Below are 14,970 nucleotides of genomic sequence, written 5' to 3' on the forward strand. Positions count from 1 at the left end.
CTCGTCATGTATCGCCGCGCCCAGATCACGCTCGTTGCCAACGCGGTGTTGATCGGGATCGCAGCGATCGTCGTCTCCGTGGTCACGGGCAAGCCGCTCATCGACCCCGAGGGCAGCTTCCTCGGACCGACGTGGATGCGCCTGCCGCTGCTGCTGATGGCCGCGCTGGCCCTCGACCTGGTGCCGCGGACGCTGTGGGACTCGAAGTTCAAGCCGACCCTGTGGCGCTCCATCGCCGCCCACCGGCTCCGCACCCACTGGAACCGTGAGCGCCTCACCCTCGTCGCGCTCGGCGTCGTCTGCTTCTACATCGTCTACGTCAGCTACCGGAACCTGAAGTCGGCGCTGCCGGCACTGATCGAGGCCCAGTACGACCACGAGCTGCACCTCATCGACAACGCGCTCTTCTTCGGGCACGAGCCCGGCGCCGCGCTGCAGGCCGCGCTCGGCACGCACGTCGCGGCGTGGTTCCTCTCCTACATCTACCTCTGGTTCCTGCCCCTGGTCCCGATCGCGGTGACGTGCTGGTTGGTCTGGTCGAAGAACCTGTCCTTCGGCTACTGGTTCGTGTGCGCCCAGGCCTTCGCGTGGACGCTCGGCACGATCTCCTACTACGCGCTGCCCACGGTCGGCCCGGGGATCCAGTACGTGCAGGTCTACCAGCCGCTCGCCCACACGCCGACCACCGACCTGATGAACTCGCTGGTCAACGCGCGCCACAACGCGCTGTGGGACGCGCAGGCCAACGCCGCCCAGACGGTGGCCGGCTTCGCCTCCCTGCACGTGGCGATCACGCTGCTGACCGCGCTGATGGTGCAGTACACGGTGGCGAACCGGTGGCTGCAGATCGTGTTCTGGGTCAACTGCGCCTGCACCTGCGTGGCGACGCTCTACTTCGGCTGGCACTACGTCTCCGACGACGTCGCGGGCGTCATGATCGCGCTCACCTCGTTCTACCTCGGCGGCATCGCGAGCAAGCAGCAGTTCCGCCGGAAGGGCTTCGCCAAGCGGGAGGCGGCGCGCGCCCAGCGCGAAGCGGAAATTGCACCCGTGTAATTCGTCAAGCCGACACGCCGACAATTTCTGAAAATTCTGGGACTCTTGTTCCTTCTGTGACTCATGCGCATTAGCGTGAGTCGAGTGGCTCGGCTAGGAACCCTCCCGACAGCACTCTTCGCGACCGTTCTCGGGGTCTCGTGCACCGTCGTCTCGGCATCGGCCGACCCGACCCCCGTGCCGAGTCGTCAGGACGTCCGAGACGCCCGGCGGGCAGTCGTCGTGACCGCCGACGACGTGGCCGGCGTACGGGCGGCGCTCCACGCGGCCAACGAACGGCTGCAGCGCAGCGCCATCGCCGCGGAGCACGCCGAGGAGGCCTACAACGGCGCCCGCTACCGGGCCCGGCAGGCGGCCCGCGCCGCTCGGCGGGCCGCGAAGCGCGCCGAGGTCGCAGGCGCGGACCTCGCGCGTCAGCGCGCGGCGTACGCCAGCACCGTGCTCTCCGACTCGCAGCTGGCCCCGCAGCTGACGGCCCTGGTCGCGCTCACCCGCTCCAACGGCATCGACGGCCTCATGCAGCGCGCCTCGACGATCCGCAACGCGCAGGCGGCGCTCGACCTGCAGTACCAGCGCTTCCTCGCCGCTTCCGCGCTCGCCAAGGCCGCCGAGGCCGAGGCGAAGGACACCAACCGGGCGGCGCAGCAGGCGAAGGACGACACCGCCGCCGCTCGCGAGGCCGCCCAACGCAGCGCCGACGCGGCCGCCGCGGAGGCCGCGGACATCGCCGCGCAGAAGGACGCGCTGGTCCGCAGGCTGGCTCGTCTGCAGCACGTCAGCGTCGCCACCGCCGCCGCCCGCCAGCATGCCCTCGAGCAGGCGGCCGCCGCGCAGGCCGCCGCCGCCGCTGTCGCCGCCACCCAGCCGGCCGCCACGTCCTCCCACCCGGCCGCGCCCGCGGCCCCGAGCGCCCCCGGCGCCGGCAGCACCCCGAGCACCCCGAGCACCCCGAGCGCCCCGGACACACCGGCCGCTCCGGAGCCGACGCACACCGCCGACCCGCAGCCCGAGCCGGCGCCGGCCCCGGAGCCCGACCCGGACCCGCCGGCGCCCTCGGGCGGGGCTTCGGCGGCGATCGCCTTCGCCCGCGCCCAGCTCGGCGAGCCCTACGTCTGGGGCGCCGCCGGTCCGAGCAGCTGGGACTGCTCCGGCCTGACCATGAAGGCGTGGGCGGCCGGCGGCAGGTCGCTGCCGCACTACTCGGTCGCGCAGTACGAGCAGTCCACGCCCATCAGGGCCAGCCAGCTGCGCCCCGGCGACCTGGTGTTCTGGGGTGACTCCGACAGCCCGAGCTCGATCTTCCACGTCGCCCTCTACATCGGCGACGGTCGGATCCTGCACGCTCCGCGCACGGGCGAGCCGGTCCAGGAGGCCTCGATGTACTACTGGACGCCGCCGAACTTCTACGCCCGTCCGTGAGACCGGGTTAGCCGGGCCCCCCGCTGGCTACTGTGGCGCCATGGCGGAGGCGAGTGACGCGACCCTGACGGAGCCTGCGCCTGCGGGCGGCCACGACGACCTGGTCGGCGGCATGCGCGACCTGCTCGACGGCTCCCACGCGGAGGTGCGGCGCAAGGTCGTCGACGGCCTCGTCCCCTTCGCGTCGGTCCTCGAGGACGCGGACACGATGACGTCCGCCGACTTCCGCGAACGCGTCCGCGACCTGCTCGTCGAGCTGGCCGGCAGTGGGCTGACGGGCCTCGGCTTCCCCGAGGAGTACGGCGGCGGTGGCCACATCGGCGCCAGCATCGCCGCCTTCGAGTCGCTCGCCCACGGTGACCTGTCGGTGCTCGTCAAGGCGGGTGTGCAGTTCGGGCTGTTCGGTGGCGCGATCCTGCAGCTCGGCACGAAGCGGCACCACGACGCCTACCTCGCCGACGTGGTCGCCGCGCGCACCCTCGGCTGCTTCGCGATGACCGAGCACGGTCACGGCTCCAACGTCGCGGCCCTCGGGACGGTGGCGACCTACGACGCGGACACGCAGGAGTTCGTCATCACGACGGCGCGCGAGGACGCCTACAAGGACTACATCGGCAACGCTGCCCGGCACGCCGAGCTGGCGGTCGTCTTCGCCCAGCTGGAGACGGCCGGCGAGAACCACGGCGTGCACGCGTTCGTCGTCCGGATCCGCGAGGGGGGCGAGCCGGTGGCCGGCGTACGCATCGGGGACGACGGGCCGAAGATGGGCCTCAACGGCGTGGACAACGGGCGGCTGTGGTTCGACGGGCTGCGGGTGCCGCGGGAGGCGCTGCTCAACCGGTTCGCCGACGTCTCGCCGGACGGCGTCTACGGCAGCCCGATCGAGAGCAAGAGCCGACGCTTCTTCACCATGCTCGGCACCCTCGTCCAGGGGCGCGTCAGCGTCGGCGGAGCGGCCATCACCGCGTCGAAGGTGGCGCTCACGATCGCGATCACCTACGCCGGCCGGCGCCGCCAGTTCGAGGCGTCCGACCCGGAGACCGAGGACCTGCTCCTCGACTACGGCCTCCACCAGCGTCGACTGCTCCCGCTGCTGGCACGGACCTACGCGCTGCACTTCGCCCAGGAGGTGCTGCGCGACGACCTGCACGCGGTCTTCTCCGGTGCGCTGTCGGACGATCTGGACGACGACGAGATCGCACGGCGGACGCTGGAGTCCCGGGCCGCCGGCACCAAGGCGCTGGCGACGTGGCATGCGACCCACACCATCCAGGAGTGCCGCGAGGCCTGCGGCGGCGCCGGTTACCTGGCGGCCAACCGGTTCGCCGCGCTCAAGGCGGACACCGACGTCTTCACCACGTTCGAGGGTGACAACCACGTCCTGCTCCAGCTGGTCGCCAAGGGTCTGCTCACCGACTACGCCGGTGCGTTCGAGGACATGAACCAGCTCGACATGGTGCGCTTCGTCGGCGGCCTCGCCGTCGACACGGTGCTCGAGCGCACCGCCGTGCACAAGCTGCTCGAGCGGGTCCGCGACCTGCTGCCCGGCGGCTCGTCCGGTCCGGACGGCTCGGAGCCGGTCGGTGATCGAGTAGCGAGCGCCAGCGAGCGTATCGAGATCCGTGACGCCGACTACCACCTCGCGATGCTGTCCTTCCGCGAGGAGCACATCCTCGGCAGTGCCGCCCGTCGCCTCAAGGCGGGCGTGGACAAGGGCGGCAACCCGGGTGAGGTCTTCTCCTCCGTCCAGGACCACGTGATCGCCGCCGCCCGCGCCCACGTCGAGCGGCTGGTCCTCGAGGCCTTCGCCGCGAAGGTGGAGGCGACTCCCGACGGGCCGGTGCGCGATGCCCTCACCCTGCTCCGCGACCTGCACGCGCTGTGGGTCATCGAGACCGACCGGGCGTGGTTCATGGAGCACGGCCGGCTCTCGTCGGCGCGCTCCAAGGCGATCACCACGCAGGTCAACGCGCTGTGCCGCGAGGTCCGTCGGATCGCGCAGCCGCTCGTGGACGCGTTCGCGATCCCGCGCGAGCTGCTCCGCGCCGACGACCTGCTCGGCTGAGTGGATGAGCGACCACCACGACCGCCACCCCGACGTCCCCGAGGTCGGCCGCGCCGTGCTGCTGCCCGGCCGGGTCTTCGGCCCTTCGCGCCCGCTGCTGGGTGCCGTCGCAGAGGTGCTGCTCGCCGGCGGTTGGGCGGTCCGTCAGGTGCGCTGGCAGGTCCCGGAGGGGATCCCGGAGCGGAAGGCCACGGCCTGGGTCGTCGACCAGGCGCGTACGGCGGCCGACGGCTGGGCCGAGCGCCCGCTGCTCGTCGGGAAGTCGCTGGGCACCCGCGCGGCGACGTACGCGGCGAAGCAGCGGCTGGACGCCGTCTGGCTCACGCCGCTGCTGCTCGACCGGTCGGTCGTCCGGGCGATCCGGCGCAACAAGGCGCGCCAGCTGCTCATCTGCGGGACGGCCGACACGCTCGCCTGGGACGCCGCCGTCGCCCGCTCCCTCGAGACCGAGCTCCTCGCGCTCCCCGACGCCGACCACGGGCTGGTCGTCAAGGACGACGAGGCGCGCACGGCCGCCGGCCTCGACCGGCTCCGCGCCGCGGTGAGCTCCTGGCTCCCGTGACCCGGAAATGCCTGAGCGCCGCCGTCACCAGGTGACGGCGGCGCTCAGGAGGAAGCTCAGTGGCCCTCGGCCTCGGCCCGCTTGAAGGAGGCCTCGATCTCGGCGATGGCGGCCTCGCGGTTGACCCACTCGGCGCCCTCGACGGACTTGCCGGGCTCGAGGTCCTTGTAGACCTCGAAGAAGTGCTGGATCTCGAGCCGGTCGAACTCGGGGACGTCGTTGATGTCCTGGATGTTCTCGCTGCGCGGGTCGACCGGGACACAGAGGACCTTGTCGTCGCCGCCCTTCTCGTCGGTCATGCGGAACATGCCGATGGCGCGGCACTTGATGAGGCAGCCCGGGAAGGTCGGGATCGGCAGCAGCACGAGCGCGTCGAGCGGGTCACCGTCCTGGCCGAGGGTCTCCTCGATGTAGCCGTAGTCGGCGGGGTAGACGGTCGAGGTGAAGAGAGTGCGGTCCAGGCGGATCCGGCCCGTCTCGTGGTCGACCTCGTACTTGTTGCGCTCCCCCTTGGGGATCTCCACCAGTACGTCGAACTCCAGCGTCACGACTTGCCTCCGCGCCTCCAGGCGGTCGACGATCGACCGCACCCTTCGTGAATTGCCGTCAAGTGTCCACGACAATGTCCCGGTGCGCGATTTGACGAGGGGGCTGACAGGTGCCACGTGACCCACGTCACTCAACGCGGCGCGCCGCTCGGCGTGTCCGCTGGCTGGCTCCGCTGCTGACCCTGGCGCTCCTCGTCGCGGCCTCCGCGACCGCCTACCAGCTCGGCTGGGTGGACGAGTGGCTCGACCCGACCCCGTCCGCCGCTCCCGAGCAGGCGCCCCCGCCGTGGGAGGCGCCGGTGCCGAGCCCGGCGACGGTCGCCGCCGCCGCGGGTACGGCGACCCCCGACCCAGCCAAGGTCCGCGCCGCGCTCGCGGGGCCGCTCGGCGACGACGACCTCGGGCCACACGTGCTCGCCGAGGTCGCGCCGCTCGGTGCAGGCGATCCCGCTTTCACGACCGGGAAGGGCGCCGCCGTCCCGGCCTCGACGACCAAGCTCCTGACGACCCTCGCCGCTCTCGACGTGCTCGGCCCGGAGGCGACGTTCACGACGAAGGTCGTGCAGCCGGCGCCGGGCCGGATCGTCCTCGTGGGCGGCGGCGATCCACTGCTCGGCTCCAAGCCCGCGAAGCCCGACGACTACCCGCCCCGCGCCGATCTGCGCACGCTCGCGGTCGGCACCGCTGCCGCACTCACGAAGGCCGGCGTACGGCACGTCCGGCTCGGCTTCGACGACTCGCTCTTCACCGGGCCGACCACGAGCCCGCACTGGCCCGACAACTACGTCCCCGACGACGTGGTCGCCCCCATCACCGCCCTCTGGGCCGACCAGGGCAACGACGCCGCCGGCCGGCGTGAGGCCGACCCGGCCCAGTCGGCGGCCGCGCTCTTCGCCGACGACCTGCGGGCCGCCGGCATCACCGTGGGCAAGAAGGTCGCCCGTACGCCGGGCAGCGGCGACGCCGTCGCTCAGGTGGTCAGTGCCCCGCTGCGCGAGATCGTCCAGCACACCCTCGAGACCAGCGACAACGACGCTGCCGAGGTGCTCGCCCACCACGTCGGCGCGCGGGTGAGCGGTGCCGGCTCGTTCGACGGTGGCGTGGCCGGCGTGGTCGCGACGCTCGCGAAGCTCGGCGTCCCCACCGCCGGCCTCCGTCTCTTCGACGGCAGCGGACTGTCCCGCGAGGACCGGATCACGCCCGCCACGCTCACCGGCGTGCTGCGGGTCGCGGCCCAGAAGCCGGAGCTGTCGTCGGTGCTGGCCGGGCTGCCGGTCGCCGGCTTCAGCGGCAGCCTGATCGAGCGGTTCGAGGACCCCGCGTCGGCGCCCGGGCTCGGCGTGGTCCGCATGAAGACGGGCACGTTGACCGGCGTCCACGCCCTGGCCGGCACCGTCACCGATCTCGACGGCGACGCGATGACGCTCGTCATGATGACCGACAAGGTGACGCCGGCCCGGACGCTGGCGGCGCGCCAGGCGCTCGACGACGCGGCGGCCGCCCTCGCCGCCTGTCACTGCGGCGACACGTCAGGTGCGGTCGGATAGCGTCACCGCCATGGGTGACGTGATCGACTGGGACCTCGCCGTACGCGTCGGCTCGCGACTGGCTGGAGACGGCCCCGTGGTCAGCTCGGCCGAGGCCGCGGACGTCGTCGCCGAGCTGCGCGAGGACGCGGCGCGCTCGACGGCACTGGTGCGTGAGCACACCGGGCTCGATGCTCCGGAGAACACCGCGCCCGTCCTCGTCGTCGACCGGCGCGGCTGGGTGCAGGCCAACGCCGACGCGTTCGCCGCGGCCCTCGCCCCGCTCGTCGACCGGGTCACCAGCAAGCGGATGCCCGGCCCGGTCGCCACGGCGATCGGCTCGCGCGTCACCGGCCTCGAGGTGGGCGGCCTGCTCGGCTTCCTCGGGGGGAAGGTGCTCGGACAGTTCGACCCGTTCCACGAGCCGCACGGCCGGCTGCTCCTGGTCGCGCCCAACATCGTCCACGTCGAGCGCGAGCTCGGCGCGGTCCCGGGCGACTTCCGACTCTGGGTCTGCCTGCACGAGGAGACCCACCGGGTCCAGTTCACCGCCAACCCGTGGCTGCGCGAGCACCTGTTCGCCCAGATCACCGCGCTCGCCGACACGATGGACGTCGCCTCGATCCTCGACGACGGCCTCAAGCGGGTCAGCGAGGCGATCAGGGGCCGCGGCCAGACCGGCAGCCTGGTCGACCTGGTCAGCTCGCCGGAGCAGAAGCAGATCCTCGACCGGGTCACCGGCATGATGTCGCTCCTCGAGGGCCACGCCGACGTGGTGATGGACAGCGTGGGCCCCGAGGTCATCCCCAGCGTGGAGGCGATCCGCCGCAAGTTCGACAAGCGCCGCAAGGGCGTCGGCACGCTCGACCGGCTGCTCCGCCGCATCCTCGGGCTGGACGCGAAGATGGCGCAGTACCGCGACGGTGCGAAGTTCGTCCGACGCGTCGTCGCCCGGACGGGGATGGAGCAGTTCAACGCCGTCTTCGCCGGTCCGGACAACCTTCCGTCGACCGCCGAGATCCACGACCCGGACGCCTGGATCCGACGAGTCCTGTGAGCCTCCACCCGTCGGTCGCAGCCGTGCGTCGCGGCGTACGACGGGTCCTGGCCCCGCTGTCGCCCGGCGACACCGTGCTGGTCGCCTGCTCCGGCGGGCCCGACTCGCTGGCGCTGCTGGCGGCCGCCGTCTTCGAGGCCCGCCGTCCCGCGCTGCGCGTGGTCGGGGCGACCGTCGACCACGGGCTGCAGGAGGGGTCGCGCGCGCAGGCCCAGCGGACCGTGCAGCAGATGGCCGACCTCGGCGCCGACGAGACGTTCACCGTGACGGTCACGGTCGAGGACGCCGGTGGCCTCGGCCCCGAGGCGGCCGCCCGGCGCGCGCGGTACGCCGCCCTCGACCAGGTCGCCGACCACGTCGGCGCCGCGGTCATCCTGCTCGGGCACACCCGCGACGACCAGGCCGAGACCGTGCTGCTAGGCCTGGCCCGGGGGAGCGGCGGCCGCTCCCTCGCCGGGATGCGGCGCGGCTTCGACCGCTACCGCCGCCCGCTGCTCGACGTCGCCCGCGACGACACGGTCACGGCGTGCCAGGTCGAGGGCGTCGACTACTGGGACGACCCCCACAACAGCGACCCCGGCTACGCCCGGGTCCGCGTCCGCACCCGCGTGCTTCCCGTGCTGGAGGAGGAGCTCGGCCCCGGCGTGGGCGTCGCGCTCGCCCGGACCGCCGACCAGCTGCGCGCCGACATGGACCTGCTCGACGACCTCGCCGAGCAGCGGCTCGCCGCGCTCGGGTCGCCCCTCCCCGCCGACGCCCTCGCGGCCGAGCCGGAGGCGCTGCGCCGCCGCGTCCTCCGCCTGGCCGCCCTCGCCGCAGGCTGCCCCGCCTCCGAGCTGTTCCACGAGCACGTGCTCGCCCTCGACGCGCTCGTCACCGACTGGCACGGCCAACGCTGGGTCGACCTGCCCGGCCACCTCCGCGGCGTACGCCGGGACGGGACGGTGTCGATCGAGCGCGCTCCCACGTAACCCGTCAGTTCGGGCATCTACCCGAACCCTGCAGGAGCCAGGTGGATGACCGAACTGACGGTTACATGTGCCGGTGCCCCTCCCGTCACCAAGCCCGGTTAGTGTGAGCACCCATGGACGCGGAGCACGTCAAGGACGACCTGGTCGACATCCTCTTCACCGAGGCGCAGATCCAGGGGCGCATCGCCGAGATGGCGGCGGAGATCGAGAACGACTACGAGGGCAAGGACCTCCTCATCGTCGGCGTGCTGCGCGGGGCGGTCATGGTGATCGCGGACCTCGCGCGGTCGCTGGGGCGGCACGTCGAGATGGACTGGATGGCGGTGTCGTCGTACGGGTCCGGCACGAAGTCGTCGGGCGTGGTACGCATCCTCAAGGACCTCGACACCGACATCGCCGGTCGTCATGTCCTCATCGTCGACGAGATCATCGACACCGGTCTCACGCTCAGCTGGCTGCTGACCAACCTCACGAGCCGTGGGCCGGCGAGCGTCGAGATCGCCACCCTCCTGCGCAAGCCGGAGGCCCAGCAGATGCCGGTCGACGTGAAGTACGTCGGCTGGGACATCCCCAACGAGTTCGTCGTCGGCTACGGCCTCGACTACCGCGAGCGCTACCGCAACCTGCGCGACATCGGCACCCTCGCGCCGCACGTCTACTCCTGACCCAGGAGCCGGTGATCGGGCCGTGGGACGACCGTCACCCATTAGCGTGGGACAATTCAGGCAGCTGGATCGTTGTCCACTGAGGGGCAACGGCCCCGGTTCCGTGTTCGTAGAGTTCGAGAGAAGCCTGTGAAGCGCATCTTCAAGGGTCCCTGGCTGTGGATCGTCATCGCCGTCGTCGGCGTGCTCCTGGCCCTCCAGTACCTCGCCCCGCACACCGGTGGCGACGAGATCCCCACGTCGCAGATGATGAAGTACATCACCAGCGGCGACGTGCAGTCGATCACGTTCGTCGACGGTGACCAGCAGATCAAGGCGACCCTCGACAACGGCGTGCGCTCCGGCGGCGACCAGGTCACCACGCACTGGGTCGACGGTGGTCAGCAGGCGCTGCTGTCGGCCGTGCAGGAGCAGGTCGACAAGGGCACCATCGAGAAGTTCAACTCGGAGGTCGCCAAGCCGAGTCTGCTCGGCTCGATCATCAGCTTCATCCTGCCGTTCGTCTTCATCGTCGTCCTGTTCCTGTTCCTCATGAACTCGGTCCAGGGCGGTGGCGGCCGCGGCGTCATGCAGTTCGCCAAGTCGAAGGCGAAGCTGATCTCCAAGGACATGCCCAAGACGACGTTCGCCGACGTCGCCGGCGCCGACGAGGCCGTCGAGGAGCTCCAGGAGATCAAGGAGTTCCTGCAGGAGCCGGCGAAGTTCCAGGCCGTCGGCGCCAAGATCCCCAAGGGCGTGCTGCTCTACGGCCAGCCCGGTACCGGCAAGACGCTGCTCGCTCGCGCCGTCGCGGGCGAGGCCGGTGTCCCGTTCTACTCGATCTCCGGCTCCGACTTCGTCGAGATGTTCGTCGGCGTCGGTGCCTCCCGGGTCCGCGACCTGTTCGAGCAGGCGAAGGAGAACGCCCCCGCGATCGTCTTCATCGACGAGATCGACGCCGTCGGTCGCCACCGCGGCGCCGGCATGGGCGGCGGTCACGACGAGCGCGAGCAGACCCTCAACCAGCTGCTGGTCGAGATGGACGGCTTCGACGTCCGCGGCGGCGTCATCCTCATCGCCGCGACCAACCGCCCCGACGTCCTCGACCCGGCGCTGCTGCGCCCGGGCCGCTTCGACCGGCAGATCCAGGTCGACGCCCCCGACCTCGCCGGCCGCGAGCACATCCTCAAGGTGCACGCGCGCGGCAAGCCGCTGGCGGCCGACGTCGACCTCACGTCCGTGGCCCGTCGTACGCCGGGCTTCACCGGTGCCGACCTCGCCAACGTGCTCAACGAGGCGGCCCTGCTCACGGCCCGCGCCAACCAGAAGCTCATCACCAACGCGAACCTCGACGAGGCGATCGACCGTGTCATCGCCGGTCCGCAGCGCCGCACCCGCCTGATGAGCGACAAGGAGAAGCTCATCACGGCCTACCACGAGGGCGGCCACGCCCTGGTGGCCGCGGCGATGCCGCACAACGACCCGGTGCAGAAGGTCACGATCCTGCCGCGCGGCCGGGCGCTGGGCTACACGATGGTGATGCCCGACGAGGACAAGTACTCCCAGACCCGCTCCGAGATGCTCGACAAGCTCGCGCACATGCTCGGTGGCCGGGCGGCGGAGGAGATGGTCTTCCACGACCCGACGACCGGCGCCGGCAACGACATCGAGAAGGCCACCAGCGTGGCCCGCGCGATGGTCACGCAGTTCGGCATGACCGAGCGCCTGGGCGCGATCAAGCTCGGCGACTCCGGCTCCGAGCCGTTCCTGGGACGCGACCTCGGCCACCAGCGCAACTACTCCGAGGAGATCGCCGGCATCGTCGACGAGGAGATCAAGAAGCTCCTCGCGACGGCGCACCAGGAGGCCTACGACATCCTCATCGAGAACCGCGACGTGCTCGACGCGCTCGTCCTCGCGCTGCTCGAGAAGGAGACGCTGGGCAAGGACGAGATCGCCGAGATCTTCAAGCCGCTGCGTCGCCGCCCCGAGCGGCCCGCCTGGACCGGCTCGCCGACCCGGGTGCCGTCCGACATCCCGGCCGTGGAGGTCCCGCAGTGGATCCGCGACCGGGCGGCCGCCATGCAGGCCGCGGCGATGAACCGGCCCAACGGCGTCAACGGCTCCAACCCCGCCCCGGCGCCCGCTCCGTCTGCCTCGCCGGAGCCCGGACCCGCATGATCGAACCGGTCACCATCCGGGACCCCAAGCCGGCCGGACCGTTCGACCAGGCGCGCGCCGAGGCGGCCGTGCGCGAGCTGCTCATCGCGATCGGGGAGGACCCCGAGCGCGAGGGGCTCGTCGACACCCCGGCGCGGGTCGCCCGGGCGTACGCCGAGCTGACCGCCGGCCTCCGCATGGAGGCCGAGGACGTCCTGACGACGACGTTCGACCTCGGCCACGACGAGATGATCCTCGTGCGCGACATCGAGCTGTGGTCGATGTGCGAGCACCACCTGGTGCCGTTCACCGGCGTCGCCCACGTCGGCTACATCCCGGCCGAGTCGGGCAAGATCACCGGGCTGTCCAAGCTGGCCCGACTGGTCGACGTCTACGCCAAGCGGCCCCAGGTGCAGGAGCGGCTGACCACCCAGATCGCCGACTCGCTCGTCGAGATCCTCGAGGCGCGGGGCGTCATCGTCGTCATCGAGGCCGAGCACCTCTGCATGACGATGCGCGGCATCAAGAAGGCCGGCGCCCGCACCATCACCTCGGCGGTCCGGGGCTCCATGCGCTCCAACCCCACCACGCGCGCCGAGGCGATGGCGCTCATCCACCGCCGCTGAGCGCCGACCGGCGGTGCGCGGCTAGTCTCGCCCGCATGCCCCAGCGACCGCTCGTCATGGGCATCGTCAACGTCACGCCCGACTCGTTCTCCGACGGTGGCCGGTTCCTCGCGACCGACGACGCCGTCGCGCACGGGATGGAGCTGCTCGCCGACGGTGCCGACATCCTCGACATCGGCGGTGAGTCGACCCGGCCGGGCGCGACGCGACCGCTGGTCGAGGAGGAGCTGGCCCGCGTCGTACCCGTGATCGCCGAGCTGTCCGCCGCCGGCGCCGTGGTCTCCGTGGACACGATGCGCGCCGAGGTCGCCGAGGCCGCGGCCGCGGCCGGCGCCACCATCGTCAACGACGTCTCCGGCGGCCTGGCCGACCCGCGCATCCTCTCGGTCGCCGCCGACACCGGGGTCACCTACCTCTGCATGCACTGGCGCGGGCACTCCGACGTCATGCAGACCCTCACGTCGTACGACGGCCCGGGCGGTGTGGTCGCCGCCGTCCGTGCCGAGCTCGAGCAGCGCGTGGACGCCGCGCGGGCGGCCGGGGTCGAGAAGCTCGTCCTCGACCCGGGTCTGGGGTTCGCGAAGACGGCCGACCAGAACTGGGAGCTGCTGCGCGGTCTCGACGCGATCGCCGATCTCGGCCTGCCGGTCCTGGTCGGGGCCAGCCGGAAGGCGTTCCTGGGCCGCCTGCTGGGAGGCAGGGGTGGCGAACCGCGTCCGGTCGGCGAGCGCGAGCACGCGCACACCGCGCTCGTCTCCCTGCTCGCCGCGCGGGGCGTCTGGGGGCTGCGGGTGCACGACGTGAGGGCCACCAGTGACGCGCTCGCGGTCGTCGGGAGAATGGCGGAGTGACCTCCCCGATGACCGACGAGCTCGCCATCACCGGCCTCGAGTGCTTCGCCCACCACGGCGTCTTCGACTTCGAACGACGAGACGGCCAGGTGTTCGTCATCGACCTCGTCCTGGGCCTCGACACCGCGGCCGCGGGGGCCTCGGACGACTTGCGTGACACCGTCGACTACGGAAGTCTCGTCGGGGCGGTGAAGGCCGCCGTTGAGCGTGATCCGGTCGACCTGATCGAGACGCTGGCCCAGCGGATAGCGGACGTATGCCTCTTGGAGGACCGTGTTGAATGGGTTCGCGTCACGGTTCACAAGCCGAACGCGCCCATCGACGCGACGTACTCGGACGTCGCGCTGACGATCACTCGAGCCAACGGAGGCCCCGCCCGTGACTGAGACGCCGAACCCGCACATCATCGACGCCGACACGCTCACGGGAGAGATGCGGCCGATCCGACGGGTCGTCATCTCGCTGGGCTCCAACCTCGGGGACCGACTCTCCAACCTGCAGGGTGGTCTCGACGCCCTCGCCGACACCCCCGACCTGTGGGTCACCGGCGTCTCGCCCGTCTACGAGACCGAGCCGCTCGACAGCCCCGACGAGGCGGCGCTCTTCCTCAACGCCGTCGTGCTCGCTGACACGACCCTGTCCGCGCAGCGCCTCCTCGAGCGTGTCCTGGCGATCGAGGACGCCTTCGACCGGCAGCGTTCGGACGTCAAGAACGCGCCGCGCACCCTGGACATCGACCTGATCGTCGTCGGCGACCGGGTCAGCGACACCGACGAGCTGCGTCTCCCGCACCCGCGGGCCGCCGAGCGAGCCTTCGTCCTCAAGCCGTGGCGCGACCTCGAGTCCGACGCCGAGATCCCGGGCATCGGCACGGTCGCCGACCTGCTCGAGAAGTCCGGCGAGAGGGGCGTCGTACGGCGAGACGACCTGGTTCTCGACCAGTCTTGAGCCGGGACCAGCTTCCGGAACAGCCCGAGCCGCCGCAGCCGCCGGACCCGGGCAGGCTGCGGCCGACCTCGCCCGGCTCGATCACCGGCTGGGCCGTCGCCGGCCTCATCCTCGGTTGGCTGCTGCACCCGGTCGCCGAACGCCTGCGCTCCACCGCGCCGGTCGTCTCGTGGGTCCAGCCGCTGACCCTGCTGCTCGTCGCGGCGATCATGGGATGGACCGCCTGGGTCACCTACCGGGCCGTCCAGCTGCGCCGCGAGCGCCTTCTCCCCCACCAGGCCGTCAACCGGCTCGTCCTCGCCCGGGCCTGCGCGCTCGCGGGCGCGCTGGTGGCCGGCGGCTACGTGGGGTACGCCATCAGCTGGCTCGGCAGCGAGGACCTGCTCGCCCAGCAGCGCCAGGTCCGCTCGCTGGTCGCGGCGCTGGCCGGCGTGCTCATCTGCGTCGGAGGGCTCCTCCTGGAGCGGGCGTGCCGCGTCCGCCCCGATGACGACAACGAGTCCTGAGCGCGGTCGTCCGCGCCGAAACGCCGCGTGG

Annotated in this window: 15 protein-coding genes; 14 read left to right on the forward strand and 1 reads right to left on the reverse strand. The window is 71.9% G+C overall.

The genetic code is table 11. From position 1 onward, the window contains the following. The first annotated feature begins 6 nt into the window (after positions 1–6). The 4 genes from QDS12_RS08580 to QDS12_RS08595 all read left to right on the forward strand — a co-directional run bounded on the left by QDS12_RS08580 (position 7) and on the right by QDS12_RS08595 (position 5,102). Entirely contained in the window at positions 7–1,056 is a 1,050-nt protein-coding gene (locus QDS12_RS08580; protein WP_279878548.1) for a phosphatase PAP2 family protein, read from the forward strand. Between the two features lie 222 nt (positions 1,057–1,278). Continuing rightward, positions 1,279–2,475 carry a C40 family peptidase gene (locus tag QDS12_RS08585; protein WP_279878550.1) on the forward strand — a complete coding sequence of 399 codons (1,197 nt, stop codon included), beginning with the start codon at positions 1,279–1,281 and terminating at the stop codon, positions 2,473–2,475. A 40-nt stretch (positions 2,476–2,515) separates the two neighbouring features. After that, positions 2,516–4,540, forward strand: coding sequence for an acyl-CoA dehydrogenase (locus tag QDS12_RS08590; protein WP_279878552.1), 2,025 nt, complete (start codon positions 2,516–2,518; stop codon positions 4,538–4,540). A gap of 4 nt (positions 4,541–4,544) precedes the next feature. Then, positions 4,545–5,102, forward strand: coding sequence for a hypothetical protein (locus QDS12_RS08595; protein ID WP_279878554.1), 558 nt, complete (start codon positions 4,545–4,547; stop codon positions 5,100–5,102). A 56-nt stretch (positions 5,103–5,158) separates the two neighbouring features. On the opposite strand, the gene QDS12_RS08600 is transcribed toward QDS12_RS08595, so the two are convergent. Further along, a complete protein-coding gene (locus QDS12_RS08600) occupies positions 5,159–5,644 on the reverse strand; it encodes an inorganic diphosphatase (protein WP_279880395.1) in 486 nt (161 codons plus the stop codon). A gap of 116 nt (positions 5,645–5,760) precedes the next feature. Between QDS12_RS08600 and dacB the strand changes: the two genes are divergently transcribed. The 10 genes from dacB (at position 5,761) to QDS12_RS08650 (ending at position 14,939) form a co-directional block, all read left to right on the forward strand. Continuing rightward, positions 5,761–7,197, forward strand: a complete 1,437-nt coding sequence (gene dacB, locus QDS12_RS08605; protein ID WP_279878556.1) for a D-alanyl-D-alanine carboxypeptidase/D-alanyl-D-alanine-endopeptidase — start codon at positions 5,761–5,763, stop codon at positions 7,195–7,197. A gap of 10 nt (positions 7,198–7,207) precedes the next feature. Next, positions 7,208–8,233 carry a zinc-dependent metalloprotease gene (locus QDS12_RS08610; protein ID WP_279878557.1) on the forward strand — a complete coding sequence of 342 codons (1,026 nt, stop codon included), beginning with the start codon at positions 7,208–7,210 and terminating at the stop codon, positions 8,231–8,233. Then, a complete protein-coding gene (tilS, locus tag QDS12_RS08615; RefSeq protein WP_279878559.1) occupies positions 8,230–9,204 on the forward strand; it encodes a tRNA lysidine(34) synthetase TilS in 975 nt (324 codons plus the stop codon). Before QDS12_RS08610 ends, tilS begins: the two co-directional genes overlap by 4 nt. A 113-nt stretch (positions 9,205–9,317) precedes the next feature. Continuing rightward, entirely contained in the window at positions 9,318–9,869 is a 552-nt protein-coding gene (gene hpt, locus QDS12_RS08620; RefSeq protein ID WP_279878560.1) for a hypoxanthine phosphoribosyltransferase, read from the forward strand. A gap of 129 nt (positions 9,870–9,998) precedes the next feature. Continuing rightward, positions 9,999–12,029 carry an ATP-dependent zinc metalloprotease FtsH gene (gene ftsH, locus QDS12_RS08625; RefSeq protein ID WP_279878562.1) on the forward strand — a complete coding sequence of 677 codons (2,031 nt, stop codon included), beginning with the start codon at positions 9,999–10,001 and terminating at the stop codon, positions 12,027–12,029. Then, a complete protein-coding gene (folE, locus tag QDS12_RS08630) occupies positions 12,026–12,634 on the forward strand; it encodes a GTP cyclohydrolase I FolE (RefSeq protein WP_279878564.1) in 609 nt (202 codons plus the stop codon). Before ftsH ends, folE begins: the two co-directional genes overlap by 4 nt. A 35-nt stretch (positions 12,635–12,669) precedes the next feature. Further along, positions 12,670–13,485, forward strand: coding sequence for a dihydropteroate synthase (gene folP / locus QDS12_RS08635; protein ID WP_279878566.1), 816 nt, complete (start codon positions 12,670–12,672; stop codon positions 13,483–13,485). A gap of 8 nt (positions 13,486–13,493) precedes the next feature. Continuing rightward, positions 13,494–13,871, forward strand: a complete 378-nt coding sequence (gene folB, locus QDS12_RS08640) for a dihydroneopterin aldolase (protein WP_279878567.1) — start codon at positions 13,494–13,496, stop codon at positions 13,869–13,871. Further along, on the forward strand, positions 13,864–14,433 hold the full coding sequence (gene folK, locus QDS12_RS08645) for a 2-amino-4-hydroxy-6-hydroxymethyldihydropteridine diphosphokinase (RefSeq protein ID WP_279878569.1): 570 nt from the start codon (positions 13,864–13,866) through the stop codon (positions 14,431–14,433). Before folB ends, folK begins: the two co-directional genes overlap by 8 nt. After that, positions 14,430–14,939, forward strand: coding sequence for a DUF3180 domain-containing protein (locus QDS12_RS08650; RefSeq protein ID WP_279878570.1), 510 nt, complete (start codon positions 14,430–14,432; stop codon positions 14,937–14,939). Before folK ends, QDS12_RS08650 begins: the two co-directional genes overlap by 4 nt. Positions 14,940–14,970: the final 31 nt, after the last annotated feature.

Source organism: Nocardioides sp. CER19 (genome assembly GCF_029846275.1).
Classification (GTDB): Bacteria; Actinomycetota; Actinomycetes; order Propionibacteriales; family Nocardioidaceae; genus Nocardioides.

Bases quoted from the DNA above. Each gene is read 5' to 3' on its own strand.
- QDS12_RS08580 (WP_279878548.1), top strand. From the start codon at position 7: ATGTATCGCCGCGCCCAGATCACGCTCGTTGCCAACGCGGTGTTGATC.
- QDS12_RS08590 (WP_279878552.1), top strand. From the start codon at position 2,516: ATGGCGGAGGCGAGTGACGCGACCCTGACGGAGCCTGCGCCTGCGGGC.
- QDS12_RS08595 (WP_279878554.1), top strand. From the start codon at position 4,545: ATGAGCGACCACCACGACCGCCACCCCGACGTCCCCGAGGTCGGCCGC.
- QDS12_RS08610 (WP_279878557.1), top strand. From the start codon at position 7,208: ATGGGTGACGTGATCGACTGGGACCTCGCCGTACGCGTCGGCTCGCGA.
- hpt (WP_279878560.1), top strand. From the start codon at position 9,318: ATGGACGCGGAGCACGTCAAGGACGACCTGGTCGACATCCTCTTCACC.
- folE (WP_279878564.1), top strand. From the start codon at position 12,026: ATGATCGAACCGGTCACCATCCGGGACCCCAAGCCGGCCGGACCGTTC.
- folP (WP_279878566.1), top strand. From the start codon at position 12,670: ATGCCCCAGCGACCGCTCGTCATGGGCATCGTCAACGTCACGCCCGAC.
- folB (WP_279878567.1), top strand. From the start codon at position 13,494: ATGACCGACGAGCTCGCCATCACCGGCCTCGAGTGCTTCGCCCACCAC.